Source organism: Corynebacterium diphtheriae (assembly GCF_001457455.1).
In the GTDB taxonomy this organism is placed as follows: Bacteria; Actinomycetota; Actinomycetes; order Mycobacteriales; family Mycobacteriaceae; genus Corynebacterium; species Corynebacterium diphtheriae.
In genome coordinates, this window is sequence record NZ_LN831026.1 from 2,202,530 (window position 1) to 2,227,579 (window position 25,050).

The 25,050-nt window shown below is 57.4% G+C and carries 24 protein-coding genes, 1 tRNA gene and 1 pseudogene; 11 read left to right on the top strand and 15 right to left on the bottom strand.

Annotated elements, in window-relative coordinates; all coding sequences use genetic code 11:
- Positions 1-70: 70 nt before the first annotated feature.
- The 4 genes from AT687_RS10470 to dcd are packed head-to-tail and all read right to left on the bottom strand — an operon-like array spanning position 71 to position 3,130.
- Positions 71-748, bottom strand: coding sequence for an alpha/beta fold hydrolase (locus tag AT687_RS10470; RefSeq protein WP_014319452.1), 678 nt, complete (start codon positions 746-748; stop codon positions 71-73).
- Positions 711-1,331, bottom strand: a complete 621-nt coding sequence (locus tag AT687_RS10475; RefSeq protein WP_014319453.1) for a DUF998 domain-containing protein — start codon at positions 1,329-1,331, stop codon at positions 711-713. The genes AT687_RS10470 and AT687_RS10475 overlap by 38 nt, the downstream gene beginning before the upstream one ends.
- Positions 1,332-1,355: 24 nt before the next feature.
- The gene (locus tag AT687_RS10480; protein ID WP_014319454.1) at positions 1,356-2,561 is read right to left on the bottom strand and encodes a UDP-glucose dehydrogenase family protein; all 1,206 of its coding nucleotides are present in this window, start codon (positions 2,559-2,561) and stop codon (positions 1,356-1,358) included.
- A gap of 5 nt (positions 2,562-2,566) precedes the next feature.
- Positions 2,567-3,130 carry a dCTP deaminase gene (dcd, locus tag AT687_RS10485; RefSeq protein WP_014304001.1) on the bottom strand — a complete coding sequence of 188 codons (564 nt, stop codon included), beginning with the start codon at positions 3,128-3,130 and terminating at the stop codon, positions 2,567-2,569.
- Between the two features lie 59 nt (positions 3,131-3,189).
- On the opposite strand from dcd, the gene AT687_RS10490 reads away from it, so the two are divergent.
- Positions 3,190-3,260: transfer RNA gene (locus AT687_RS10490), tRNA-Gly, on the top strand.
- A 491-nt stretch (positions 3,261-3,751) separates the two neighbouring features.
- Here AT687_RS10490 and AT687_RS12695 read toward each other — a convergent pair.
- Positions 3,752-3,913 (bottom strand): hypothetical protein, encoded by a 162-nt coding sequence (locus tag AT687_RS12695; protein WP_014308826.1) that lies wholly within the window; start codon positions 3,911-3,913, stop codon positions 3,752-3,754.
- Positions 3,914-3,999: 86 nt separating this feature from the next.
- On the opposite strand from AT687_RS12695, the gene AT687_RS10500 reads away from it, so the two are divergent.
- Complete coding sequence (locus AT687_RS10500) at positions 4,000-4,557, top strand: hypothetical protein (RefSeq protein WP_227889250.1); 558 nt, start codon at positions 4,000-4,002, stop codon at positions 4,555-4,557.
- Positions 4,558-4,675: 118 nt separating this feature from the next.
- Here the strand turns inward: AT687_RS10500 and AT687_RS10505 are convergent, their stop codons facing one another.
- Positions 4,676-5,068: a BRO-N domain-containing protein gene (locus AT687_RS10505; protein WP_014310952.1), complete on the bottom strand. Its 393-nt coding sequence runs from the start codon at positions 5,066-5,068 to the stop codon at positions 4,676-4,678.
- Positions 5,069-5,327: 259 nt separating this feature from the next.
- Here AT687_RS10505 and AT687_RS10510 point away from each other — a divergent pair, with 259 nt between their 5' ends.
- A complete protein-coding gene (locus AT687_RS10510) occupies positions 5,328-6,314 on the top strand; it encodes an Abi family protein (RefSeq protein ID WP_010935621.1) in 987 nt (328 codons plus the stop codon).
- Here the strand turns inward: AT687_RS10510 and AT687_RS10515 are convergent.
- On the bottom strand, positions 6,311-6,697 hold the full coding sequence (locus tag AT687_RS10515) for a DNA polymerase family A protein (protein WP_227882261.1): 387 nt from the start codon (positions 6,695-6,697) through the stop codon (positions 6,311-6,313). The two genes, AT687_RS10510 and AT687_RS10515, sit on opposite strands and share 4 nt — an antisense overlap.
- 343 nt (positions 6,698-7,040) lie before the next feature.
- Here AT687_RS10515 and AT687_RS12700 point away from each other — a divergent pair, with 343 nt between their 5' ends.
- A complete protein-coding gene (locus AT687_RS12700) occupies positions 7,041-7,283 on the top strand; it encodes a hypothetical protein (RefSeq protein ID WP_021335239.1) in 243 nt (80 codons plus the stop codon).
- A gap of 127 nt (positions 7,284-7,410) precedes the next feature.
- Here the strand turns inward: AT687_RS12700 and AT687_RS10525 are convergent, their stop codons facing one another.
- The 4 genes and pseudogenes from AT687_RS10525 to AT687_RS10540 all read right to left on the bottom strand — a co-directional run bounded on the left by AT687_RS10525 (position 7,411) and on the right by AT687_RS10540 (position 11,870).
- On the bottom strand, positions 7,411-9,165 hold the full coding sequence (locus AT687_RS10525; protein WP_014319458.1) for an ABC transporter ATP-binding protein: 1,755 nt from the start codon (positions 9,163-9,165) through the stop codon (positions 7,411-7,413).
- A 2-nt stretch (positions 9,166-9,167) separates the two neighbouring features.
- Positions 9,168-10,949 (bottom strand): ABC transporter ATP-binding protein, encoded by a 1,782-nt coding sequence (locus AT687_RS10530; protein ID WP_014317197.1) that lies wholly within the window; start codon positions 10,947-10,949, stop codon positions 9,168-9,170.
- Positions 10,950-11,001: 52 nt separating this feature from the next.
- Positions 11,002-11,640: pseudogene (locus tag AT687_RS10535) on the bottom strand (thioesterase domain-containing protein); the annotation flags it as partial.
- Entirely contained in the window at positions 11,541-11,870 is a 330-nt protein-coding gene (locus AT687_RS10540) for an acyl carrier protein (protein ID WP_021335244.1), read from the bottom strand. The pseudogene AT687_RS10535 and the gene AT687_RS10540, both read right to left, overlap by 100 nt.
- A 387-nt stretch (positions 11,871-12,257) precedes the next feature.
- On the opposite strand from AT687_RS10540, the gene AT687_RS10545 reads away from it, so the two are divergent.
- From AT687_RS10545 to AT687_RS10575, 7 genes are all read left to right on the top strand, one after another.
- Positions 12,258-13,757 carry an ABC transporter substrate-binding protein gene (locus AT687_RS10545; protein ID WP_014319459.1) on the top strand — a complete coding sequence of 500 codons (1,500 nt, stop codon included), beginning with the start codon at positions 12,258-12,260 and terminating at the stop codon, positions 13,755-13,757.
- Between the two features lie 12 nt (positions 13,758-13,769).
- Positions 13,770-14,723 carry an ABC transporter permease gene (locus AT687_RS10550; RefSeq protein WP_014319460.1) on the top strand — a complete coding sequence of 318 codons (954 nt, stop codon included), beginning with the start codon at positions 13,770-13,772 and terminating at the stop codon, positions 14,721-14,723.
- On the top strand, positions 14,720-15,541 hold the full coding sequence (locus tag AT687_RS10555) for an ABC transporter permease (RefSeq protein WP_010935627.1): 822 nt from the start codon (positions 14,720-14,722) through the stop codon (positions 15,539-15,541). The genes AT687_RS10550 and AT687_RS10555 overlap by 4 nt, the downstream gene beginning before the upstream one ends.
- Entirely contained in the window at positions 15,538-16,944 is a 1,407-nt protein-coding gene (locus tag AT687_RS10560; RefSeq protein ID WP_004567278.1) for an ABC transporter ATP-binding protein, read from the top strand. Before AT687_RS10555 ends, AT687_RS10560 begins: the two co-directional genes overlap by 4 nt.
- A 108-nt stretch (positions 16,945-17,052) precedes the next feature.
- The gene (locus AT687_RS10565) at positions 17,053-18,357 is read left to right on the top strand and encodes an MFS transporter (RefSeq protein ID WP_014319461.1); all 1,305 of its coding nucleotides are present in this window, start codon (positions 17,053-17,055) and stop codon (positions 18,355-18,357) included.
- 48 nt (positions 18,358-18,405) lie between these two features.
- Positions 18,406-18,657 (top strand): 5-methyltetrahydropteroyltriglutamate--homocysteine S-methyltransferase, encoded by a 252-nt coding sequence (locus tag AT687_RS10570; RefSeq protein ID WP_021335248.1) that lies wholly within the window; start codon positions 18,406-18,408, stop codon positions 18,655-18,657.
- 28 nt (positions 18,658-18,685) lie between these two features.
- A complete protein-coding gene (locus AT687_RS10575; protein WP_014319463.1) occupies positions 18,686-19,897 on the top strand; it encodes a multidrug effflux MFS transporter in 1,212 nt (403 codons plus the stop codon).
- Here AT687_RS10575 and AT687_RS10580 read toward each other — a convergent pair.
- The 4 genes from AT687_RS10580 to AT687_RS10595 are packed head-to-tail and all read right to left on the bottom strand — an operon-like array spanning position 19,894 to position 25,027.
- On the bottom strand, positions 19,894-21,372 hold the full coding sequence (locus tag AT687_RS10580) for a DUF5129 domain-containing protein (RefSeq protein ID WP_014319464.1): 1,479 nt from the start codon (positions 21,370-21,372) through the stop codon (positions 19,894-19,896). The genes AT687_RS10575 and AT687_RS10580 overlap by 4 nt on opposite strands.
- Before the next feature lies 1 nt (position 21,373).
- Positions 21,374-22,165, bottom strand: coding sequence for a YwiC-like family protein (locus AT687_RS10585; protein ID WP_014319465.1), 792 nt, complete (start codon positions 22,163-22,165; stop codon positions 21,374-21,376).
- 22 nt (positions 22,166-22,187) lie between these two features.
- On the bottom strand, positions 22,188-23,870 hold the full coding sequence (locus tag AT687_RS10590; protein WP_014319466.1) for a VanW family protein: 1,683 nt from the start codon (positions 23,868-23,870) through the stop codon (positions 22,188-22,190).
- A 5-nt stretch (positions 23,871-23,875) separates the two neighbouring features.
- Positions 23,876-25,027 (bottom strand): glycoside hydrolase family 3 N-terminal domain-containing protein, encoded by a 1,152-nt coding sequence (locus tag AT687_RS10595; RefSeq protein ID WP_014319467.1) that lies wholly within the window; start codon positions 25,025-25,027, stop codon positions 23,876-23,878.
- Between the last annotated feature and the right edge of the window lie 23 nt (positions 25,028-25,050).

The window sequence follows — 25,050 nt, forward strand, 5'->3', positions numbered from 1 at the left end:
ATAACTTTCGCATATGTCGCATTTCCGCAGGTCGGAGATATAAGAAATTGCCTAAGTGTACAAAAATTGCTCACTTTTTGACGAGAAACGGCCGCACCAGCTCAGGCGACTGCTGCGGAAACATGTGCCCCTCATTCCACAAGTAGTAGGTGGTAGCACCCAGTCGCTGGCCGAGCTGGCGCTGACGGCGCAAAAAGGTGCGGTTCAATCCCTTTCCCGCCCCCACAAGGTGAATCGTCGGCGGGAAAGCGATCGGACCACGTTCTGCCAAATACCGTGCCACATCGCGTTGGTGCTGTTCGACCGCGAAGAATTCGTCGGCAAGAAAGCGGATGGTGCGCGCACCTCCAAAACGACGCCGCAGATGATCCGGCTGCGGAACATTACGCACCGCACGCTGTGCCCACTGTATCCACGGAGCGACTGCGCCCACTGGGTAGCTGGCCGCATGGGCAAGGGCGTTGGGAAGCGGAAATGATGAGATCTCGTGTGGTTCGGAGGGGTCAGCTAGCACCATGGAATCTACTTGTTCGGGGTAGCGCGCCGCCCATTCGATGGCAAGGAGCCCACCGTAGGAGTGCCCGAAGAGGTTAACGCTGGTGCCGTCGGCAACGCCGAGGTATTCGCGGAGTTGGTCCACGCCACTGCTTAGTGGGCAGTCCCAGGCATCGACGATGCGGTCGGCGGGGGTGGCGATGCGCGCATAGTCGCTAGGCGGGCATGCCCAGCCGGGCAGAATGATCCACATACTTGGGCAGAATAGTCGACGCAGCAAAAATTACAACGCACGCGAACAGCACCTGGGCGCGCTGTATAAACCCTGCGGGAATATGCACAGCGGTGCACACCAGCAGCATCACGGTAGACAGCAAAAACCCTGCGCCGCCAGCTTTGGCAAGCCTCGACCGGCTGCGCAGCATGACCGCGGCGAGTAGTACTTGGGCGGTGACGACAACAGTGGATGTCACGATATGGAAGGACCCAAAGTGGTCAACTGGGCAGGTGGGCAGCGATTCGGCGCAGGGCATGGGGAAGAAAACGTCGCCAATTGTGGCAGCCCCCATCACCGCCAACGCAACCGCAATAATGCGTGACGACGCCTCCCACCGCGGCCACAAGCGCCACAGGCACAGCAACGCCACCAGCACCAACACAGCCGTGATCAGGTCCGTTGCCGCAAACAGTGTCCGATGTGGACTATCCGCGGCAGCATATTCGGACAAATAAGCCCGGTGCGGGTCCAAGGGGAACCCCAACGCGATCTCCCACACAAACGACGCATACGTTAGCGACGCAACCACCAGCAGGAATTGTCCAAACTTCACCATCATGGGTGCTACCTTAAACCGCCCACGTTAAAGATTCCTGTACGTCCACCCCGCGGCCACCCACGCCGAGCGCTCCAGCACACCTCGCGCGTCTACCACCACACCGCCACATCCATGCGCAAGACGGGGTTCAGGGACAACGCGACTAAACTCCGACCACGCCGTTGCCACCACAATTACCTCAGGTTCTTGCAGTTCAGGCGGCCAATGCCCCACGAGGGGATCCACCACGCGCACACGAAAACCCGCAGCTTTCAACGCATGGGCCACAGCTAACCCTGGGGAGTCGCGCACATCATCGGAACCTTCCTTAAACGTGGCACCCCATACATCGATCCGAGCGCCTAGGGTGCACAGGTTGGCCACGAGTTCACAGGTGCGCTCGCGCTGCCGCAGATTGGTGGCGTCGATAATGCTCAACAGCTCAGCAAAATGCGATGCCTGATAATCGCGAGCGCTGGCCGCAAGCCCACGGACGTCCTTAGGCAAACAGCCACCACCGTAGCCCAAGCCTGCGGACAAATACTGGGAGCCGATACGGGGATCAAGGCCCATGGCCCGAGTAATGGTGCCAATATCCGCACCGGTGGCACTAGCCAGTTCCGACAGTCCATTAATAAAACTGAGCTTGGTAGCCAAAAACGCATTGGCCGCCGACTTTGTCAACTCCGCCGTGGCCAGATCAGTGGTGATCACGGGAGCGTTAATCCCCTCATAAACACGCAAAAGCGGCTGTGGATCCGTGCCACCGATCACAATGCGATCAGGGTGCAGCGTATCCGCCACCGCATGGCCTTCGCGCAAAAACTCAGGATTCCACAGCAAGCGGATCTGCGGAAACTGCTGCAACAAGCGTATCGACGTCCCCACCGGCACCGTCGACTTGCCCACCACCACTGGGTGGGGCGCAAGCGTAGCAATAGTCCCCACCGCCGCAACCACAGCACTCACATCCAGTCGTGCTTGGGCAGAGGGACCATCGGTGCTCGGTGTTCCCACGCACACAAAATAGAGGTCGCAATCGCGCGCACGCTGCGGATCATCCGTCCACTCAACCGAATTCGCCGCTAGAAGATCCGCCAGACCAGGCTCAGAAATAGGCAACCGGCCTGCCGACAACTCCGCCACCCGCGCAGCGTCAGTATCAACAGCCACCACCTCGTGGCCAAGGTGCGACATACACGCAGCATGCGTAATACCTAGGTAACCCGCACCGAAAACCGCAATCCGCATGAGGACTACCGGAAGTTGAGATACGCCTTCGACGGAGTAGGTCCGCGCTGACCCTGATACTTCGAGCCCAGCACATTTGAACCATAAGGAGCCTGCGCCGGCGACGTCATCTTAAACAACGCCAACTGGCCCACCTTCATCCCTGGCCACAGCGTAATCGGCAGATTAGCAACGTTAGAAAGCTCCAACGTGATGTAGCCGGAAAAACCTGGATCAATAAAGCCCGCAGTGGAGTGCGTGAGCAAACCCAACCGACCCAACGATGACTTACCCTCCAAACGACCAGCAATATGCGCAGGTAGAGTGAACTTCTCCAACGTAGAGCCCAGCACAAACTCACCTGGGTGAAGAACAAACGGCTCCCCTTCTGGAACCTCAACCAAGCTCGTTAGCTCATCCTGCTGCTGCTTCGGATCGATATGCGTGTATTTAGAGTTATTAAATACACGGAAGAGTCGATCCATACGAACGTCAATCGACGACGGCTGAATCAGGTCGGCGTCGAAAGGCTCAATGCCCAACTCGCCAGTATCAATAGCGGCACGAATGTCTTTGTCGGAATACAACACGCCGTTTAGTGTACGCGATGGGAAGTGCTATCATAATGACGCTACTGAAAAATAGCGCTGCCGATGTAGTTCAATGGTAGAACATCAGCTTCCCAAGCTGAATACGCGGGTTCGATTCCCGTCATCGGCTCATTTTCAACCGGTGTTCCTCGCGGAGAGCACCGGTTTTTGCGTTCCTAGGGCGCTACATGAGCAATTTTTGTACACGTAGGCCGTTTCTTATATCTCCGAACTGCGAAAACGCGACACATGCAAAAGTTATTGCACAAAAATTGCTCACGGTGACATGACAACTGCTCATTGGTGTCGCGCAGCTGGTGATTTTCTCGACGCAACCGTGCGTTTTCTGCCACAAGGTCCTCAGGCAACCGCTCAGTGACGCGTCCCTCACGTCGAGCGGGCTTGCGTCCATTGCCTCGCTGTGTGCCACAAGGCGGACCACGCGATCCTTCGCTTCCTGGTCAAATTTTCTTGGCATGTTCGAAGAGTTTCCCGCCTACGCAAACGGAACAAAACCCAGGGCACTTCAGTTCAATGCTTCCGGCATGCACCTTCATCTGCGACATTTCAGCCCCCATCTGCAACCGATTCATTAGCTAAACCTGGGCCCGCTCGGGGTCTTTAATAACCTGCGAATCCAACCAACCATGCGGCAGATGAGGACGTCGCTCGTTTCCCTTCCGTCCGCGTTGGCCTTCCAGCAGCAAGCTTCTCGTTCAGCGGGTCAGGCTTCGCGCCTGCGCGTACGCGGCGTCCGCCTCGGTTAGTGCCATCTTTTGCCATAATTTTTCTCCAGATTGATAAAGTTTTCGTGCAGACTACGGAGGTTCCAGATGATTAGGTTTCGCGAGGGAGAAAGAGTTCTCCTAATGTCCGTTGGTACTCATGCTTCTGAAGAGTTCGTCGAGATCATTAAGCGTAAACAACGCGAGATAAAAGAAGCGGGGTACGCTCTTTGGGGGTACGGCGGGAGTCTAGGTAAACCGACGGGGAAGCTACTGCAAGATTTTCTTAACGGGGCCACCGACACTATTGAAGTATTGATGCGTCCGACAAATTCTTCTCACAACGGTGATGCCAATCGTGCAGATGAGTTCTCGGTTGATGGCATAAATTGGGATACTATTCCCGACTCCATCAATTGTCGAGGATCTAAGTGGGCGCTTTGCTTGGATCGGTTACAGGTTGTAGATGAAGCGTTTAATCCCAATGAGTTTCGAGTGGTCGGTGGAGTAAGTAATGGAAAAGTAGGCTCCGTCTTCAGAACTCGTGGCCAAGCTGATCAATTACGGCTCGAATTTGTAGGCGGGGATGTAGAACCCGATTTTGAGCCGATCTGGGTTCGAGCAAGGTTAGTGTCGCCATATGCGGTCCTAGTTCGGGATAGGCCTCAAGGCAGCGGCGACAGTTCTAATTCGAGAGCTTAACGCCCATGTTGGGGATGCGGACATTTTTTAGGAATATTCAAAGTAACAGTTCACGCCTGCGTTGATTGATGCTTAAGCCCTCCTCGAACTCGAGACTACGAAAACCGCAGGAAGGCTGTTATGCCGTGCGAGTGCTGTCCTTGGGTTTTCGCAGTCTTGAACTCGAGTTCGCGGAGGTTGGCTTTGCGGTCGAAGAGGTCTCGTGCTTGGTCGGTATCGCCGTAGCGAACACCCAAGCTTCGAACTTCTGCGCTGCTGGGAGCTTTGAAGAAATAATGAGCCGGTAGAGGTTGCCCTCGGTAATGAAGCGGACCTGCTGGATTCCGCCAGCGGTCTCAAGGGGGTAACGAAATAGAACCCTCTTGTAATGATCTTGGACCGCCTTGCTGGCGTTAACGTAGCCGAGCGCAGTGGCGACGTCCTTCCCACAAAACAGCATCTGGCCATCAGTAGTGATGGTGCGGATGGTGCCGAACACGTCGTTGGTAAATGTTTGAATGATGTTGCCCATAACAAGGCTCCTATTCTGAGAGCCAAATAGACGAATATGCACCGTTTGGTGCGAGAAGCTCTCAGTAGAAGACCACAAACCTCCCAAGGAGTTAACCCCTAGGCGAGTTTGTGGTCACTGAGCTTTGGGGCTCTCACACATACGCCCCCAGGCACCACCTAATCCGGACGGGTCATAGAAGAGCTTGTCGGGTGCTCTGTGCGGAAGAACCATCATTCTCTTGCTACAGCGATGCCGACACGGTAACCTTATAGACAACATGACCGGTTCCGCTACCCGCTTCGGTGGGAGTCCAGGGCCGGTCTTCGCTTTAGAAAAAGGTGAGCGCGTGGAACAGATGAAACTGTTCAAGACCTACAAGGAGCAGGTCGAATTGCTTGGCCAGCGTGGGATGCAAATTGATAACTCAGAGCGCGCCGAGAAGTTGTTAGCGCAGCTAAATTACTACCGTTTATCCGGATATTGGTATCCGATGCGCCGGTTTTCCCCGCAAAATGGTATCGCCCAAGATGAATTTGTTGACGGAGCGTCATTCGATTTGGTGGTGGCGCTGTACGAGTTCGACGAACGATTGCGCCACAGCGTATTCATTGAGCTCGACCGTGTGGAATTGGCAATTCAGACTAGGCTTGGTCACGAACTAGGTCGCCTTGATCCGCTGATCTATTTGGATCCGCAGCGTTTAGGAGCTCGCGCAAGTCAGCGAGGCAAGGGTGAGCGCACTGTGCACGAGGTGTGGATAGGAAAGTATCAATCGGCGCTGAAAGCGTCGAAGGAGGATTTCGTCGCCCATCATAATTCCAAATATGGAGGGACTTTGCCGATCTGGGCAGCCGTTGAAGTCATGGATTGGGGAATGTTGTCCTACCTGTATGGCATGTCTCCCAATATTGTGCGTAAACGGATTGCCGAGCCGTGTGGGCTCACTGGGCCCCAGCTAGAGTCATGGTTGAAATCCTTAAATATCCTGCGTAACTACGCGGCTCACCACGCGAGAATGTTCAACCGCGTCTACGACATCAAGCCCAAACTGAACAACGATCCAAAGCTGACTCCGGTGGCTAACAGAATGAACCGCGTATTCGGTCAACTCTCGATGATCCAGTATTTACATCATCAACTGGGCTTGTCCCAAGCTGACCGATTAACACGGTTGTTCAACACCTATCCACACAATCCCATTGTTCCACTCTCTCGCACTGGAGCTCCCGAGAACTGGCAAGAACTAGCGCTCTGGGTTCCCTAGTCCTTGCGGTAATAGTCGCACTCATACCCGTCAGCATCCAACGGCGAACCTTCGGCCCATGCTGGGAGCGTGGACATGAGCTCGCAAGCATCGGTGGCGGTGAAGCCCGAATCTAGAGGTTCGTCGATAACGATCTCATCGTGAACATGCATCACAATCTTGTGCCTAGCCTGCGCTACTGCGTGCATGCTAGTGACGAGTAGATCACGAGCGATCGCCTGCACGATATTCTCGACGAGTTTCCCGCCGTAGGTTTCTAACTGTCCCCAACGGCGTGCCGTGGTGATGCCGGTGTAGGTGATGGAGGTGCCGCCCCAACGATTCTCGCCTAGACACGGCTGCGCATACGCCAAGCGCCTTCCCGAAGGTAGCTCGATGAACAAGATCCCGGACTTGACGGTAAATCGCAGGCTACACAAGCGGATCGGCTGACGAGACGTGATCGCGGCAATAGCTGCTTCTTCGACGTCGGCCCAGAGCCCGACGATGTGTGGGTTGGCGGCCCGCTAGGTGTCCACGATCGGTTTCAATTCGTGTTCGGCTAAGCCCATGGTGAGTGCTCCCATGGCCTTGATAGCCACAGCTGAGGGTCGCAATTTTCCCTTTCTGGCGTAGCTCGCCGTTGATGCCGTGTTTTTTGACTGGGACGCCGAACATGCGGGAGGCGGTTTCGCAGTAGAGGTCTTTACCTTCGCAGCTTTGAACTGACCCCAGCTTGGAGCCGGTGTGGCAGGCTTTGGATGCCAAGGGCATGGGGTCAATATTCATCCGACTGGGTCGGGTGCGCATTCCACGATGATTCAGGGTGCTGGCTTGGAGTGGGTAAATGGCGCCCCGGTGGAGGATGCAACTGCGGTGTTGCAGCTCCCGAAAGAGGATATACCGTTCCTAGCCCAGCACATTGAGGATTGGGGTGCATTCCCCGCACTCCCCTGCACAGACACTGCGGAATATTACGGGGCCACCTAGGCGTTGGCTGGATCCGATCACCCATATTTCCAGGAGGAAAAATATGTGCGGCGTTTGATTACATTCACTCCAGCACATTGAGTGAGTCGGATCGTCAGCGCATTTTATCTGGTAACGCTACGGAGCTTTATTCTTCGCCGATACGCCATTGTGAGGAGCGTTCGAGTGTGTTCCACAGGGAGGCGTAAATTCCATTGTGCGCAATAAGTTCGTCGTGGGTTCCGGATTCGGCGACGCGGCCGGAATCAAGGACGATAATACGGTGAGCTGCGGCGATGGTGGCTAGTTTGTGAGCTACCACGATGGTGGTGCGCCCGCGTTGGAGAGCTGCGAGGCCACGTTGTACGGCTGCTTCGTTGACGGGGTCTAGGGCGGAGGTGGCTTCGTCGAGAAGCACGACGGGGGCGTCTTTGAGGGCGGCGCGAGCGATGGAGAGTCGTTGGCGTTGCCCGCCGGAAAGGCCGGAGCCGTCTTCGCCGAGGATGGTGTCGTAGCCATTAGGGAGCGCTTGGATGAAGTCGTCTGCGCAGGCGAGGGTGGCTGCGGCGATGATGTCGTCGCGGGTGGCATCGGGGCGACCGACGGCGATGTTGTCGGCGATGGTGCCGGGGAAGAGGTGCACGTCTTGGAAGACCACGGTGACAAGATCGCTGCGCTGAGCTGGGTCGATGGTGCGTAGGTCGATTCCGTCGATGAGCACTCGGCCGCTGCTGGGGTCGTCGAAACGCGAGATGAGGTTGAGCACGGTGGATTTGCCGGAGCCGCTGGCACCGACAATGGCGGTGGTTTCGCCGGCAGCTGCGCTTAGCGTAACGTCACGCACGCCGAGGCTGCCGTCGGGGTAGGTGTAGGAGACATGTTCCAGCTCGACGGCGGCACCGTGGGGGTGTTTGCCCAGCTCGTTGGGTTGTGCGACGGTCGGGAGCGGCTCGATGGTGAGCACGGCGAGCATACGGCGTAACGACGCCTGCGCCATCTGCCATGACTCGTTCGTAGACAATAGCCCCTGCACTGGCTGGTACACGTTGAGTACCACCACGAGTACTACTGCCACCAAGGTGGCGTCGGCACCCAGTGTGTCGAGGCTGTATCCGCCGGTGAGGATCACCACGGGGATCCCGAGCATGAGTACGAGTCCCGCAGCTGTCGATGGCACGATGAGGCGGTGGACCATCTCGACTGATAGTGCGCGAAATTCTTCTACTGCGGCCCCGTACCATGCTTGGGTGCGCGCTGATGTGGAATACACGCGAAGCGCTGGCATGGCTGCTACGAGGTCGATCATGCGGGCTGCTGCCCCTGCTTGGGTTGCGCCACGACGATCACCCAGCTGGGCTAGCCGCGCACTAGACCAGGACATCACGGGGATGACCACCACGATGGGTAGTGCGATGGCAAGGGCGAGCAGTGGGTTATGCATGCCCACCGCTACCAGCACGATGGTGGGGATACCTAGGGCTTGGCCTAGTCGAGGTAGGCCTTCGGAGAGGAAGTCTTCAATGAGCTGGGTGTCGGTGCTGAGCAATGCGGCGATGTCGCCACGCGAGCGTTTACCCAAGGAATTGACGGGGATTTCTCGCAAATGTGCCAAGAGTTGTAAACGCATATGCGCCACTGCTTGATACGCCGCCAGCCACGACAGCCGAGCAGCCGCCCACCCACAGCACAGCTGCGCCATCAAAGATCCCACACACAGTGCAGCAATCCAGACCACCTCGCGCGGGCTCGGTGTTGTGTCATGCACAATATGAATAACCACGCTCATGGCGGCACCAAAAGCCACGCCAAGACACAGCGACTGTGCAAGCCGCAGCACAGCACCAAACACGACCGGGATACGTGCAGGACCAGCAAGTTTCCACATTGTTGCCAGTTGGTTCATTGTTACTTCCCTTCCCCTTGGCACGACCACAAACGGGCGTAGTCGCCATGTGCCGCTAGGAGTTGTTCATGAGTACCCGACTCCACAATGCGGCCATTGTCGAGCACGTGAATGCAGTCGGCGTGGGTGATCGTCCCCAGCCGGTGAGCGATCACGATAACGGTACGGCCGTGGGTAAGAGCAGCAAGGCCTTGCTGGATCAGTGCCTCATTGTCGGGGTCGGTAGCCGCGGTGGCCTCATCCAAGATGAGAATGGGGCGATCGGCAATAAGTGCCCGCGCAATGGAAATACGCTGACGCTCACCACCGGAAAGCCCCGAACCACTTTCACCCAACACGGTACCCAGCCCCTGTGGAAGCTGATCCACAAACACATCCACGGCGGCAGCGCGCATGGCGCTACGCAGCTGCTGTTCGCTGACATCCGGATTTCCCAAGGTGAGATTTTCTCGGATGGTGCCGGCAAGAAGATGCGGGCGCTGGAACACTGCGCTGACGTGGCGGTAGAGGGTGGCGTCGTTAAGCGTGCGAATATCACGCCCACCAATCGTGACCGTTCCGCTGTGCGCCTGATAAAAGCCCAAAATCAGCTCACCGATGGTGGACTTGCCAGAACCACTCACCCCCACCAACGCAGTGATGGTGCCAGGCTTGGCCTCAAAACTGATGGAATGCAGCACGTCGTTGCCTGGCTCGTAGGCGAAAGACACCCGATCAAACCGTACACTCGGTGCTAGCTCACCAACCTCAGCGCCAAGTTCAACAAGCTGCGGACGCGGCGAGCGCGCAAGCTGCTGCTCGATTTCTACAGCACCATTAGATAGCAGGGGCAATGCCACCAAGCGATAAAACATGGTGACCAGTGGAACTGGGTAGGTAGGCCCCACAATGAGAAAGAGCAACAAGGTCGCTGGGGCTACGCTGCCGGTACTATACAGCCAGGCGCCCACCGGTGCGATCACCGCAATTGCAGAAGCCACCAGCGTAGAAAAGGGCGCGCCCCACCGGACGAACCCCTTACCCCAGTCGGACTGCAAGGCGGCGTTGGTGCGCACTGCGTCACTGGTACGTTTGTGGTCCTCACCCACGCGGTTGAACACGCGAATGACGGGCATGGCGGTAATGAAGTCCACAATGGCAGCGCCCATCCGACCATTGGCCTGCACCCAGTCACCCATGCGGTGCCCGTTGGAGCGCATGGCATGGATCATGGTGAGAAAAGCCACCGGTACGAGTGCAATTGTGGCCAGCGCTAGCCGCCAATCAACAAGAAACAGCCACGCTGTGATCGATAGCCACACGGTCAATGCGGCGGCTGCTTCCGGCAACGCATGGGCGATAAACAACTCCAGTTTTTCGCAGTGATCAAGCGCTACGGTTTTTGCCCGTGAGGAATGCACCGACGCTACTGCCCCTACCGGCAGCGAATTCCATGTTTTTCCCAGTGCATGGCGGATATCTGCGATCACGCCAAAGGCAATCAGGTGCGCGATCGCAGTAGAAGAACCGAAGAACACGGCCTTTCCGATCACTGCTGCACCAGCAATCAGTGCAGCAGTGACAAAGGAGGTCATGGTGGCCTCGTGTTGTGCGAGTGCGACTACCAGCCGCCAGATCGCCCAAGCGGGTAATACCTCGCAGATACCGGACACAATGCCACAGGTGATAGCCAACGCCATGTGCGGCCAGCGTCCGTGGATGTAGCGGGATAGCAGGCGGGGTGCTGAGCAGTAATCGGGTCGGCTGGGTGCAGTGGGAGCAGCCTCAGTTGTGTGTGATTCCATCAGTGCACTGATCCTTGTAGGTGAAATAGGTTCCCATTAAGACTAGAAGATGTCATGCCAAAAGCTCCCGAATCTGCTCAGAAATAATCTCAAGACCCGGCGCGGACAGCACGGAGTAATGATGTCCTGGCACCATGATTTCTGTGGTGGACGTGGGCAGGTTGTCGCCCCAGCCCAAGTGTTCGGTGTCGCGGGCGTCGTCGACACCCATGCCGACCCCAGAGTTGGCGGGGCTTTGGTATTCGGCGATGACGAGCAGCGTGGGGACGTCGATAAGCGGGCGGGCGCGCAGCTGCGCTAGACCGGCGAGGTGGCGTGTGAACACGGAGATTCGGCGTTCTACGTCTTTTAGCGCTAGGCCTTGGCCGGCGAGTGCGCGGGCGACCCCTGATGCTGGGTCGGATTCGGTGACCGCCGAGGCGTCTACGGCCTTTGCCCCGAAGGCCTGCAAGGAGCGCAGGTATCGACGCGCGAACTCCGCGTCTACCTCACGGTCGTTCATGCCAGTCAACGCCCGAATCCGGTCGGGAGAATTAGAGTCGATCAGCACGAGGGCTCCCACGGCGATTCCTTGGTCGCGCCACTGCACCGCTACTCGTTGTGCCACTGTGCCGCCCATGGACCAGCCGCCGATGAGGTAGCCGGCGGTGGTTTCGTGCACGCCGTGTTTGCCCGTGGCGACAAGGCCAGCGGGGCTGGTTCGGCGTTGTCGACTGCGCGGGCGAGTGTGGCCACGGTGGCATCACCGATAAAGGTGATAAGTGGGAGGTATATGCCGGTGGCGTGGTGGATTTCTCTTTGGAGGCGTACCGCGGTCATGGAGTCGATGCCGAGGTGCGAGAGGGATTGCTGGGGGTCGATGGGGCCGTATATGGCGGTGAGAATTTCGATAATGGTGTCGGTTGTGGTGGTGGAGTTCATCTAATGTTTCCTCCCACAACCAGCTACCATGTAGCACTTTTTATATACCCCACGCTGCAAGTGGTAATTATTTTCAACAATGGGCATATTTTCCAGAGGATAAACCGAGGCGGCCCACAATGCCACCCCTCGATGTGGCTACCGGCACAATATTTCCCTATGATCGGGTAACTAGTTAATGAAAAAGTCTGCAATTAGGGTATAAATACTAGTGCTGAGCTTGGCTTAGCCTACCCTAATAGCTTGCGTGACCTACCTCTCGCCCGAACGACCGAAATGACCAAAATCATGACATTTACTGCGTCACATCACCGCCCCCGAGAGCACTTCGGGTTGCCCTAGCCACCCCACCACTCATTCCCACCACGAAAGGACACCGAACCACACATGCTCCGCAGGGATTTCCTCAAACTCCTCGCCGCAGCGACCACCATCGCCGCCACCGGCCCCGTCATGGCCGCGTGCTCCCGCGACGACAACTCCGCAACCAGTGGAAAAGCAGCAACCGACACCATTCGCATTGCCGCAATCGGCGGACCAGGCGAAGGCCTCAACATCAACGAAGCCATGTCCACCGCCACGTGGGCTGCCATGTACGCCGTCTATGAATCCCTTGTGATCGCAGGCGATAGCGCACCCGCCTTCCAGTTAGCCAAGAGCGTCGAGCCCAACAAAGATGCCACCATGTGGACGGTCACTCTCCGCGACGCACCACTATTTTCCGACGGCTCCCCCGTCACCGCAGCCGATGTTGTCGCCTCTTTGAAAGTGGTGGCCAAAAACCCCATGCGCGGCATGACCTATGCCGATGTCGACGTGGACAAGCTCAAGGCTATCGACGACTCCACCGTAGAAATCCACCTCACCCGCCCCCGCGCCGACTTTGTTGATGCCGTGCTCGGCGTGAACTCACTGGTGTACAAAAACGGCGATCCCGGCACCACCATCGGCTCCGGCCCCTATGTAGTAGAATCCGGCGACTCCGGCCAGGGATGGAAACTGGCAGCTAATGAGCATTTCCCCACGGATCGTCGGATCTCTCAATCCCTAGAGATTCAAGTTATTGCCGATGCCGACGCACGCCTGCGCGCCGTGGATAGCGGTGCCGTGGATCTGGCCATGGATCTTCCCGCAACAGCAGCCCGCAGCCTGAAAAACGCACAAGCGTGGATCCCAGGCCCCGCCGATTCCAAAGCCTTGTTGTTCGTGCTCAACACCGCAGTAGCACCGTTTAACGACGCCGAGGTGCGCCGCGCTGTCAAGATCTCCCTCGACCGTAAGGCCATGGTCGACGTCGCCTTGGATGGTGCCGGCACCGTCGGCGCAGATATTCCAGGTTTTGGATTCAAGGACTACCCCGAAGGGATCTCCGAGGTGCGCCGTGACCTCGACGCGGCGCGACAGATCTTCAAGGATAAGGGCATTAAAGAGCTCACCTTGGTCACCGCCGATTTCACCCCTGGCATGAACGACGGTGCCGACATCGCCGCCAAGCAGCTCGCGGATGCAGGAGTCAAGGTGACTGTGGAAAAGCGCGACCCCACCACCTACTTTGCCGATATGGCTGCGCTGCGCGCGTTGCCATTTTTCGCTTCCTACATTGTGAACCGCTCCTTGCAGTCGGCATTGCCGTTTATGACTGGTTCCCACGCCATGTTCAACTTGTCTGGTTTTGGCACCTCCGGCGATTGGGATAAACGCTTGGCTGCAGCACAGGCAGAAACCAACGAGTCCCAGCGCGCAGCATTGCTCAAAAAGCTTGCTGTTGAGATGCAGCGCGATGGTGGCGATGTGTTGTGGGGCTACGCAAATGAGGTCCACGGGCGTGCCGACGGCATCCCTGACGTGCCGGTTTCTCAAAGCGTCCCTGTTCCTACCACCAAGTAATCCCACGGTATCGTGCCACATCTGTCCCAGCGCGCTTCGTCCATCATTCGCCTCGTGCTGCGCGCACCGGTCTTGCTGGTCGCCGCAGCGATGACGAGTTTTGTCATCATGGATGTCCTTCCAGGTGATGCCGCCAGCACCATTGCGCGCACTACGGACCCCGCCACTGTCGACGCGGTCCGTAGTCGCCTTGGACTCGACGATCCCCTCTTAGTGCGGTTGGGCGAGTGGGCCACTGCGCTATTTCTTCACGGCGACGGCGGCCACCTCTACGCCTCGGGAATACCCGTGTGGGAGGCTGCGGCGAGCTCGGCACGAAATTCCACGTACCTTGTTGCCTGCGCACTCCCACTGCTACTCCTTATCGGAATTCTGAGCGGTGTTTTCGCAGGTCTACGCCCTACGGCATTGCGTGATCACGTACTTTCTACCGGTGCACAAATCACACTGGCTACTCCTGATTTCGCTGTCACCACCGTGTTGTTGGTCCTCTGTGCGGGAGTGCTGCATCTGGCGCCGGCAGTCTCTCTGGTTCCCCCAGGTGGAACACCACTAGACCGCCCCGATTCTCTGATTGTTCCAGCGCTCGCCATCGCGCTTGTCGGTGGCGCATGGCTGCAACGTCTCGTGCGCGCAGCGATTGTCGACGCCGCCGCGCTCCCCCACATTCGCGCCGCACACCTCGCCGGTCACCATCCTGTAACAGTGGCCTGGCGTCTCACACTTCCTGCCGCAGCAGGCCCCATTGTCCAAGCATGTGCCGCCACCATCCCCTACGCTGTCACCGGTACCGTTGTTATAGAAAACGTGGTGGGATTCCCAGGAATCGGCACGCTCATCGCCACATTCATCGCAGCACGTGAAACCATCGCCGTGGCAACACTCACCGCAGTGTTTGCTGCAATTACCATCGCAGCATTCACCTTGGCTGATCTCCACCACGACATCCAAGGACGCCGCGCATGATTCACCTTCGCCGCCCATCCCTGCACACCGTCACCACCTCTGCGTTATGGCTGCTGTGGATTCTTACACTTATCGCAGCCATCGCCGGCCCCACCGTGGCTACCCTGCTAGGCACACCTGACCCTAGCCAGACAATGACGCGCTCCTTCGATCCCCCATCCACGCTGCACCCCCTTGGAACCGACCGCCTTGGCAGAGATCTTCTGGCACGTATGCTCAGCGGCAACATTGGGCTCGTTATTCCCCCAGCCATCGCCGCGGTGATCGCCACTGCTATCGGTTTATTGCTGGCGTTGGTGGCGTCGATAAGCCCGCTACTGCGCGCCATCATCCGGTTTTTCGGCGATATTGTGCTGGTCATCCCCGCAATGATTATTCTGCTCGCCGTCATTACCGCCGCCGAAGGCAGCTTTCTTGCCGTAGCCACCGCCACCGTCGCATTATCCGTACCGCTATCAACCCGCTACTTCATCGCCGCAGCCCGCCCCATCTTCGCCGCCGACTACGTAATCCGTGCACGCGCCACCGGCAGCACATGGCCACAGATCATAGGGCAACACATTCTTCCCGCTCTGCGTCGCCCCATCATCGCAGACATCGGTATTCGCTTTGTCACGGTCGTATTCTTAACCGCTACCGCAGCTTTTCTCGCCGGAACCTCTGGTGCACAGGAGAATTCGTGGGCGGCCATGGTAAGCAGCGGACTTAACGGTGTGGACCTCAACCCGTGGGCGGTTATCGCCCCCGTAGTCGCTATCATTGCATTGACAGCCTGCCCAGCGCTGCTGCTCGAACAGCACACCGGAGGCCGTCGATGATCGAACTGACCATAACGAATGCCACCATTACCGCAGGTGACACCCCGCTGTTGACCAATGCGTCCCTGCACGTTGGTTCTGGGGAATGCGTTGCCCTCATGGGAGAATCCGGCAGCGGAAAGACCACACTCGCCCAGGCGATCCTTGGGTATCTCGCCCCTGGTTGTAGGTGGTGTTCCGGCAGCATTGATGTAGACGGGCTCAACCCGCTGCAGTTAGCGCCACGCAGCCTGCGTGAGCTGCGCAAACGTTGTGCTTACGTGGATCAAGACCCCGGCGCGGCCTTACCGCCTGGGCATTCTGTGCGATCTATTGTGCGTTCTCGTGCTTCCTTGTCGGATGCGCAGATGCTGAGTCTTCTTGGAGATTTTGGGCTAGGAGATATCGACAGGATTTTGGATCGCACCCCGCAGGAATTGTCTGGTGGCCAGCGGCGTCGGGTTAGCGTGGCGGCGGCGGTCGCGACTGATCCTGAGTTGCTGATTATCGACGAACCCACTGCGGGTGTTGATGCCCCCACAGTGGAGCTGATGGTGGACACACTGCGTATTGCGCGTAGGCGTTCTCAGGCCACCACTCTTGTGATTACTCACAGTATGGATGTGGCATGTGCTCTTGCTGATCGGATCCTCACCGTGGATTCTAGGAGGATTCACTCGGTGTCACCTCAGCCGGCAGCTGCGTGCCCTTGTGCCGCTGTTGCTAGCAGTGCTGATCCGGTAGCGGCGCGGCTTTCGGTTACTGATGTTCGGGTAGCTCATGGTGCTCATGTGTCGTGTGCTCCGGTTTCTTTGAGCGTTGGTGCTGGTGAGATCGTGGCGTTGACAGCTCCTTCGGGTGCTGGCAAAACGTCGGTGATTCGGTGTGTGTTGGGGTTGCTTCCGTATAGTGACGGCAGCATTGTTTTCGATGGTATGCCTGTGGCATCGAGGCTTGGTGAGCGTCCGCTTGAGCTGCGTCGTCGTTTTGGGTGGATTCCGCAGGAATCGGAGTTGGCGCTTAATCCGCATGTCGAGATTCGTTCGTTGTTGGTTCGTACTGGAGCATCGCAAGAGCAGATCACGGCGTTGCTTGATGAGCTGGAGTTGCCGAACTTTTTGTGTCGTGAGCATCGTCGGTTGCGTGCCGACGATCTCAGCGGTGGGCAGCGGCAACGTGTCAGCGTGGCTTTGTCGTTGTTGGGTGGTCCGGATCTTTTGCTTGCTGACGAACCTACCTCCGCGCTCGATTCGCACAGTGCGCGTTTGGTGCTCGCTGCGATTCGTGCGCATCGAGCACCCCATGCGGCTGTGCTGATTGCGAGCCACGATCCTGCGGTTCTTGAGATCGCTGACCGCGTGGTTGCTCTAGGTAGCGGGGTTCCAGGGGAAGGGGAACAGTTCGGCGGCGCTTCGTGGGATTAAGCCGGTGGCGCTGATGGGGTCAGCGGGGCGGGTGTGTGATGGCCTGTTTGACCAGATGTTGTAGTTCCCGAGTAAGCATAATGACATTTTATGTAACGCCTTCTGCATATGTTCATAAATATAAGTATGAAAAACTGCAACGATTCTTTGACCCCGCAGGGCCGTCGTGCGCTGTTGGCGGCCTTGTTGGGAACCATCATTGAGTGGTACGACTACGCTCTCTATGGTGCCGCCGCTGCCGTCGTGATTGCCCCGCTCTTTTTCGAGTCATCCGCAGCCGGTGGACAGCTTGCCGCTTTTGCCACGTTTGCAGTTGGTTTTGTTGCCCGCCCGCTAGGCGGTGTGGCCATCGGCCACATTGGTGATCGTTTTGGCCGTCGACCTGCGATGATCTTGAGTGTTTTGATGATGGGCATTGCCACGGTCGGCATTGGTTTGCTCCCCACGGAGGCCGCTATTGGTGTGCTGGCTCCTATGCTCTTGGTGTTCTTCCGTCTGATTCAAGGTTTGGGTGCCGGTGCTGAACTTGCTGGTGCGATGACTGTGGTGGCCGAATTTGCCCCTGCGGCTAAGCGTGGACTTTTCACCTCCTTGGTTTTGGCGATGCCACCTGCGGGCATTGTGTTGGCGACTGCGGCGTTCATGGGGGCGTCGTCAGTAGGCGATGAGGCATTGTTGGGTGGCGTGTGGCGTATCCCGTTCCTTATTTCTGCGCTGTTGTTCTTCATTGCGTTGTTCATGCGCAAGCGTTTGGAGGAAACCCCCGAGTATGTAGCGGCCATGGAGGAGCGCTCTGAACAGGCAAAACACCAGTCTTTGCCGGTTGTGGAGCTGCTCAAGTCGCATAAGCGTCAGGTGGCTTTGGGATTTTTGTCCATCACCGGCCACAACGCACTGAACTACGCCATGGCTGTTTTTGCCATCTCCTTTATGACCTCCGATGCTGTGGGCATGGCCAAGTTTGATGCTTTGCTGGCGGTTTCTGCCGGAACCTTGGTCGGTGTGGTTGCTACCCCGCTGGGCGGGCTGGCTGCTGACCGTTTCGGTGCTGATCGTGTATTGGCTACCGGCTCATTAATTGGCGCATTTTATGCAGTGCCCTTCCTTTTGGGTTTGCACACAGGCAATGCGGTGATCGCCGCACTAACGGTCGCTTTTGGCTATGGTGCGGTGATTTCGTTGACCTCGGGCAGCCAAGGCGCATTCCTTGCTGGGCTGTTCCAAGCACGCGCGCGTTTTAGTGGCATTGCGCTGGCTCGGGAAACCAACGGTGCTCTTATCGCTGGGTTCACCCCGCTGGTGTTGACGTGGATCCTGCATGCCTCTGGCGGGAATGTACTTGCTGCCGGTGCTGTGGTGTCGGCATCCCTGCTGGTGTCTTTCGTTTCGATCATGGTGGCCATGCGCCGCTAAATTCTTACAGCGATTCCACAGCTTGTACCCAGTGGAATTGAAACTGGTGTGCGATTGTGGGTGCGATCGGTGTGTGTTTGCTGGCCTACCTTGCTCATGGTCGATGAGGTCAAGCTGGTGATCTCCCAGCAAGAAAAGCTGGGCCTCGACGTCCTCGTCCACGGTGAACCAGAGCGTAACAACATGGTCCAGTACTTCTCCGAACAGCTCGCAGCGCTGAAAGAAGAAGGCTACGAGTTGGGTGTCGGCCCTGGTGTGTGGGACATTCACTCCCCGCGTGTGCTCGCCCAGCTGGTCTAGTTGATAATAGTTGGGTACGTTCACTGACATGTCCCCAAGTCCTGCTTCCCCGACACGTCAGCTCATACCACCAGCATTGCTGGGCACCTTGGCGCTTGTTAACGCCACTGAACCGCTCAGCATCAACATGTACCTATCGGGGTTGCCCGTGTTGCGTCACGAGTTTGGTATCAGCCAATTCGACGCACAGTTGACCATCACGTTCTTCCTTATCGGAATGACCGTGGGCCAGCTGTTCAGTGGGCCGATTACCGACGCCCGCGGCCGGCGCGGGCTATTTTTCATCGGCACGATCGTGCTTACGATAGCAACCCTGTTAAGCGCCCTCGCACCCCACGCATGGGTGCTCTACCTCTCCCGCGCAGCCATGGGCTGGGCAGCCGGCACCGCAGTTGTTTCTGCACGCGCGATTGCCGCCGATAAGGTTTCTGGCCCAGAACTAGCCAAGGTGTTCTCCATCCTCATGGTCCTAGGCAGCATCGCTCCCGTGGTTGGCCCCATCCTCGGCGGTCTGATCGTCCACTCCGCCGGTTGGCGTGCTGTTTTCTGGTTCCTCACCGTGGTCTATGCGTTTACAGCTGTTATTGCAGCACGCACTATCCCAGAAACTCTGCCTGTGGAACGTCGCACCCACGGTGGTATCCGCGCCATGCTTGCCGCGATCCGCACCTTGTTAAGCAATCGCGTCTACGTAGGCTCCACAGTGGCATTCGTTTTTGCCTTTGCCACCATGTTCACCTTCGTGTCTGCTTCACCCTTTATCCTGCAGGAACACTTCGGATTCTCGCCGCTGCACTACGCACTCATCTTTGCCATGAACACCTCGGGTCTAGCCACCATGGCAATCATCAACGCCCGAGTAGTTCATCGCTTTGGGGCACCTCGCCTTGCAGCAACAGGAGTGACCATCATGGCTTTGGCAGTTGCTTGGCTGGCGATCGCCGCAACATTTAGCCTCGGCACCGTGGCATTCTTGGCTGGAATTTTCACCATGACTGCTTCCATGGGCATGATCTTTGCCAACACCTCAGCGCTGGCCATGTCCCACGCCGGCCCCGTGGGTGGTGCTGCCTCCGCATTCTTGGGATCCGGCCAGTTCTTCATCGCAGGGCTGTACGCCCCCATGTTCGGCGTGGTCCAATCATGGGGAATCGCACCCCCGCTCGCAGCTGCCACCATGATGTCGGTTACCGCGGTGATCACCGTCGTGGGCTTAGCACAAGCTCTGCGCTCTTCCTAGAAGCTCGACGAACCACCAGCGCCGCTAAACCCAGAGCTAAACGAGGTGTTAGTACGCGAGGAGTTCGCACTGGCAGCCTCTTGGGCTGCAATGTTGTCGGTGTGCCAGGAAGACATGATCCAAAATGGTACGAAGTTGTTCATACCATAGCCTGGGCGGTAGCCGGACTCGTAGATAGCCGGTGCCGCCAGCGTGGTAGCCGTGGACTCCTTCACATCGGAGAACTGCTGCTTGCGCACCTGCTCCAATACCGTCTGGTAGGAAGTCAGGATTGTAGCGTAGCGGTCAAGGAACTGCGGGGACTCCGGTGTTGCTTTCAACGCAAGCAGTTCGTCTTTCAGGCGTTCTACCTCGCGGCTTAACGCCGAGATCTTAATCTCCCCAAGGGCTTCCAGCATGTCCTTATATAGCGCATCGGCTTCGCGGACTCGAATCACCGCATCCCCGTTTTCTAGGCGGAAAAGGGTATCGATGTTGCTCTCGGCATAGCTGATCTGCTCGGCGGTTTCCCGTGCCGTCGAGATCTCATGCGACTTAGAGTAATAGTCCGAATCGGTCGCCAAGTTACCCAAGGTATCCATGCTGTCGTGAATACGCAGGAAACGATCACGCACATCAGCCCACTGGTTGCGCAGGGTAGCGTCGACAAGCGGGGAGCTCAGCGAATGTGCACGGGTGTCGATGGCGTCGAGACGCTGCGCCAACTCGCCGTACTCCCGCGACACCACCTCCATGTTGTCACGAGCCTGCACCACAATCCGCGACTTTCGCCGGCGCGTAATACCCACAATGCCCGCGATACCAAATCCGCCGCTGGCAGCCCCAAGACCACCGCCTACCAGCGCCGCCATCCGCGCATCGACGGCAGAATTGTACTGCTGCTCTTCGATCGCACGAACATCAACCGCAGTGCGCAGACCATTGCTCAAGCCCGCAGGAATGTTGCCGTCTTTTACACCCGGTTTGATCGCATCCAAAGACTGCTCAAGATGAGCGCTTTTACGCAGATCAAAAGCGTCCGCAACATCATTACCAGCAAAAATAAACGCCTGACGTGGATCAAGCCCCACGCCAATAATGAGCACCCCGTCAGTAAAGTACTCCTTGCCGATCAAATCCGGACGCTGATCGCGCAGGTAATTTTCCACCGTGTCGTTCACGTTCTCATCATTGGTGCGAAACACAATGTAGTGCACCTGCTTGACTACCTGAGCAACCTCAATGTTGTCGGTATTGTTCAGCAGCCGCCGCTGGTCCTCGGCGTTGAGCACACCATCGCGATCATGGATCTCCACAGCAACACTGTGCGAGGGGCGATACTGCTCTTGATTGCTCACAACATAATTCTCACGCTGTGGGCTAGGAATCGTCATAGCCACAGCACCTGCCGCCGCACCGCCAGCGAGCAACGTCGCTAGCGCAGTAGAGGTCACTATGGTGCCAACACTCGGCTTAATCGCGGATTGATCGGTCATGCTAGACAAGGATAGCTGCGCAGGCGAGCACAAGCACCATCATTTCCAGCACACCAATATCTTTTGCCTTCCACACTCGCAGCCCACGACGCTGCACAAAGGGCAACGCCCACGCGCGCACTAGCGCAACCAGCAAAGTCAGAAGCGATAGCCAGATAAAACCGCTGCCAAGAGTCTCACTGCCTAGGTGCCCTGCCTCATGGGCATAGATCACTGCAGCCATGACCGCGATAGCGAGAACATGGTAGGCCAAGGAGGCATACCAAAACTTTGTGTTGGAACGTTCCCGAATCAATGATTTAACCACCATGATGGTGCCGGTGAAGTACAGCACCAAAAACACGGTGGCGATGTTGACCCCACCGGTCAGCACCGCATAGAGCAGTGCCGACGCCACCGTGGTGGCCGCCCCTGATAGCACCGAACGCGGGCGCTTGTTATACGTCTCGTACACAGCAACACCGACCAAGGGTGCGAAGTAGAACGCCCACCGGATCAGCGACGGGTCGACACTTAAGGCTACCGTGCACATGGCTACAGAAATCCCGCCGTAGACCAGTAAGGAACGGGTGTAATAGGCGCGTCGACGTGCGTTTCGACGCGCCTTCACCCACATGCCGAACGCAAAGAACGCGCAGTAACCGCTCAACCACGCAACCGCCACCGATGCCAACACAGCAGCCGGTGTATGCCCCCATGCCTTAATGCAACCAAGAACTGCTGGAGTAATAAGCATGGCCCAAGCGCCATGTTGGTTAGGGATGACCAAGCGTGTCGACGTCGAATGTGGCATGAACCCTAACTCTACGCCCGCATTAGGAACAGGTCACGATAGGCGAAGGATCATACACCGTGGTTTTTGTCTCACGAGAGATCTCGGAGCCAGAAAGCGAACGGATAATACGAGTATCGCTGGTGGTAAAGCCCTGTGCACCGGAAGAAGCGGCACAATCTGGGCCAGAAAGTGTGATCGGACGCGGTGGTGTGTAGTTCCAGCGACCACCATTAATCGATTCCACATTCACCGTTTTCACACCAGTGAGCTGTACTGTTACCGAACCGCCGCCGGCGGAGGTGACAATGCGAACGGGGTATGGTGAGGTGTTTTTAAACTGCAAGTCGATAGCACCTTCAAATACGGTAGCTTCGCGTCCAGCAGGATAACGAGAGATGTAATAGCTATGTGGAGTATGGGCTACGTCTTCCATGCCCGCGAAGTACGCAGCGTTATACAAAGTAGTAGCGAACTGGCTAATGCCACCGCCAACGGCTTTATCAGCGTGACCATTGAGGATAATGCCGGATTCCACAAATCCTTGGGCAATACCACGCGGGCCAGTGTACCCATTGAGTGAGAAAGTATCTCCAGGGGCTACAATAGCACCGTTGACCATCTGAGCAACGCGTGCAATATTGATACCCGATGCTTGTGAGTAGCCACCGGTAGTAAATTCACCGACAACTTGATCGAAGGTTGCAGCCTCTGCTTGCTCGGTGGTGAAGGTGGCTGGCTCATCGGTGTAGGCGACGTCGAAGGTGCGGCTGTCCTTGCCGGTCACACGCTTATCAAAGTGCTCCAGCGTCTTGTCCCATTCGATTCGCACGCCATCCATGTGCGGGATCACGGTCTTTGCTGAACCAGAGAATTGAATGTCAGCGTTTCTCCGCTGCACCTCGGTCACGTTGAGTGTCTCGTTCAAAATTGCGCGCGCAGCATCGGTGTTCACGGCAACGCGGAACTTCTTGCCATCAGGTTCGAAGGTCACTACCTCGCCCATGCGGGTTGGTTCAATGACACCGTCGATTTTGTCGCGGCCGTGTGCCACGATGGGGCTGCTGACGGCGGCTTCGGCAGCAGGGCGTGCCTCTTCCACAGCGGATTCACCGATGCGCGGCTTAGTCACCTTCGGGTCAACGCTTACTCCCTCAGGGTGTAGCCACGAGGAAACAACAGCCTTATCTAGTTCTTTTTTATCCAGCTCTTGGCCGTTAACAGCTGGGATGACTTCCACTTTTCCGTCGGTAAGACGAATAGCGGCATCGGCGGGCGCTGGGCTGAGCTCTTTTTGTACGCGCTCTAGCTCAGGGATGAGTTTAGAATCATCGCGCTCGGAGACAATCTCTACCTCGTGGGTGGTAAAAAAACTGCTCAGACGAGTAATGGGGTTGGCGGATTGCTTACCGGCGGCACGGATTGTTTCGTTCCAATCCACGCTCAGCCCTGCAACCTCTGGGGAGAAAGTAGCTGTGCGCTCGCCAGCGGTGACGGTGACCTGGTCGGTCAATTTCAGTTGCTTCTGCAGGGTGGAAATGGCGTCTTCTTTAGCCATTCCACCGATTGCGATGCCACCCACAGTTGCGCCACGAGGCACTTCGCCTTGCGACGTCACGTAGTCAGCACCGTATGCGATACCGCCGAGGACTCCCAGCCCCAGGATCACACCCGCACTAAACTTGGCTACTTTCTTAGAACTCACCTGACCCAATTTAGTGCACACACGCCTTAGCCTGCGACTCGCGCAACTGAAGCCTGGAACTGTTCGACGGGGTAACGCCCCTCCAAGACTGCAGCCACAGTGGCATCAATAGCCTCCACAAGACCGGCCGTACTTACCCACAGTGCCTGATCAGCACCCGCTGCTAGAGCTGCTGGTACCGCCTGCACGGTGGGCATTAATGATGTAACCGCACCCATAGTCAAATCATCGGTGTAAATCACGCCACTAAAAGGTTGACCACCGGGATATGAACCGGAACGAAGCAACTGGTACGCAGCTGGATTGATCGTCGACGGAGTTTCTGGAGCACCCAGCCCCGGCACGATCATGTGTCCTACCATCACGCCCGCACCAGCAACCGGCACTCGGCCATAAGGGATCAGATCGAGCTTTTCTAGCTCAGCCAATGGTGGGGTGTGTACTTGTGCGGTGTGCGAGTCGCCGCTGGCGCGGCCATGCCCTGGGAAGTGCTTGAGTACGGGACGCACCCCAGCATCAGACATTCCTTGGGCGAATGCGGTGGCGTAGGTGGCGTCGATAAGCGGATCTGGGCTAAACGCGCGATCGCCTACTACTTCAAGGCCGGCTTCAATATCGACTACCGGCGCAAAGTTCACATTAATGCCATGTGCGAACAAGGAACGACCCATGTCATAAGCCATTCCGCGCACCTGCTCTGGGGTCATGGTTTGCGCCATCACCTGCGGGGATGGGAAATCGCCAAGGATCCCGCGGTGACGCAACACGCGACCACCCTCAAAGTCGATGGCTACAGACAGCGGGCGCCCCGCTATTCGACGCAGCTCCGCAATGTCGCGGCCTGGGGTGGTCAAGATCTGGGGATCTGTACCCGAGCCGATAAAAATTCCGCCGGCACCTTGCTGGATGGCAAAGAGAGCATCGTCGAAATTACCCACGCCCACCATCATCAAGCTGGCAGCATCTTTGCGCAGCTGCACTGGGTCTAAAGCAACAGCCTGCGGCGTTGACGACGCCGACGAGAGCTGTTCAGACTGCGACGCAGTAGGAGTTGATGAAGGAGTGCTTGGCGCAGCCTGTTGGGAGGAGTCCTGCGAGCAGGAGCTCAGCATGCTAGCGGCAACAACAGTGCCAAGAATCAGCGAGGCGGGTGTGAAAACGCGGCGTAGGTTATCCATTACCTATCTAGTAAACCACGCTA

Coding starts and splice junctions, on each gene's coding strand:
- AT687_RS12695 (WP_014308826.1), bottom strand. CDS start 3,913: ATGGCAAAAGATGGCACTAACCGAGGCGGACGCCGCGTACGCGCAGGC.
- AT687_RS10575 (WP_014319463.1), top strand. CDS start 18,686: ATGTCCCCAAGTCCTGCTTCCCCGACACGTCAGCTCATACCACCAGCA.
- AT687_RS10540 (WP_021335244.1), bottom strand. CDS start 11,870: ATGAACTCCACCACCACAACCGACACCATTATCGAAATTCTCACCGCC.
- AT687_RS10475 (WP_014319453.1), bottom strand. CDS start 1,331: ATGATGGTGAAGTTTGGACAATTCCTGCTGGTGGTTGCGTCGCTAACG.
- AT687_RS10505 (WP_014310952.1), bottom strand. CDS start 5,068: ATGGGCAACATCATTCAAACATTTACCAACGACGTGTTCGGCACCATC.
- AT687_RS10545 (WP_014319459.1), top strand. CDS start 12,258: ATGCTCCGCAGGGATTTCCTCAAACTCCTCGCCGCAGCGACCACCATC.
- AT687_RS10480 (WP_014319454.1), bottom strand. CDS start 2,561: ATGCGGATTGCGGTTTTCGGTGCGGGTTACCTAGGTATTACGCATGCT.
- AT687_RS10510 (WP_010935621.1), top strand. CDS start 5,328: ATGACCGGTTCCGCTACCCGCTTCGGTGGGAGTCCAGGGCCGGTCTTC.
- AT687_RS10555 (WP_010935627.1), top strand. CDS start 14,720: ATGATTCACCTTCGCCGCCCATCCCTGCACACCGTCACCACCTCTGCG.
- AT687_RS10470 (WP_014319452.1), bottom strand. CDS start 748: ATGTGGATCATTCTGCCCGGCTGGGCATGCCCGCCTAGCGACTATGCG.
- AT687_RS10560 (WP_004567278.1), top strand. CDS start 15,538: ATGATCGAACTGACCATAACGAATGCCACCATTACCGCAGGTGACACC.
- AT687_RS10595 (WP_014319467.1), bottom strand. CDS start 25,027: ATGGATAACCTACGCCGCGTTTTCACACCCGCCTCGCTGATTCTTGGC.
- AT687_RS10500 (WP_227889250.1), top strand. CDS start 4,000: ATGTCCGTTGGTACTCATGCTTCTGAAGAGTTCGTCGAGATCATTAAG.
- AT687_RS10525 (WP_014319458.1), bottom strand. CDS start 9,165: ATGAACCAACTGGCAACAATGTGGAAACTTGCTGGTCCTGCACGTATC.
- AT687_RS10530 (WP_014317197.1), bottom strand. CDS start 10,949: ATGGAATCACACACAACTGAGGCTGCTCCCACTGCACCCAGCCGACCC.
- AT687_RS10585 (WP_014319465.1), bottom strand. CDS start 22,165: ATGCCACATTCGACGTCGACACGCTTGGTCATCCCTAACCAACATGGC.
- AT687_RS10565 (WP_014319461.1), top strand. CDS start 17,053: ATGTTCATAAATATAAGTATGAAAAACTGCAACGATTCTTTGACCCCG.
- AT687_RS10580 (WP_014319464.1), bottom strand. CDS start 21,372: ATGACCGATCAATCCGCGATTAAGCCGAGTGTTGGCACCATAGTGACC.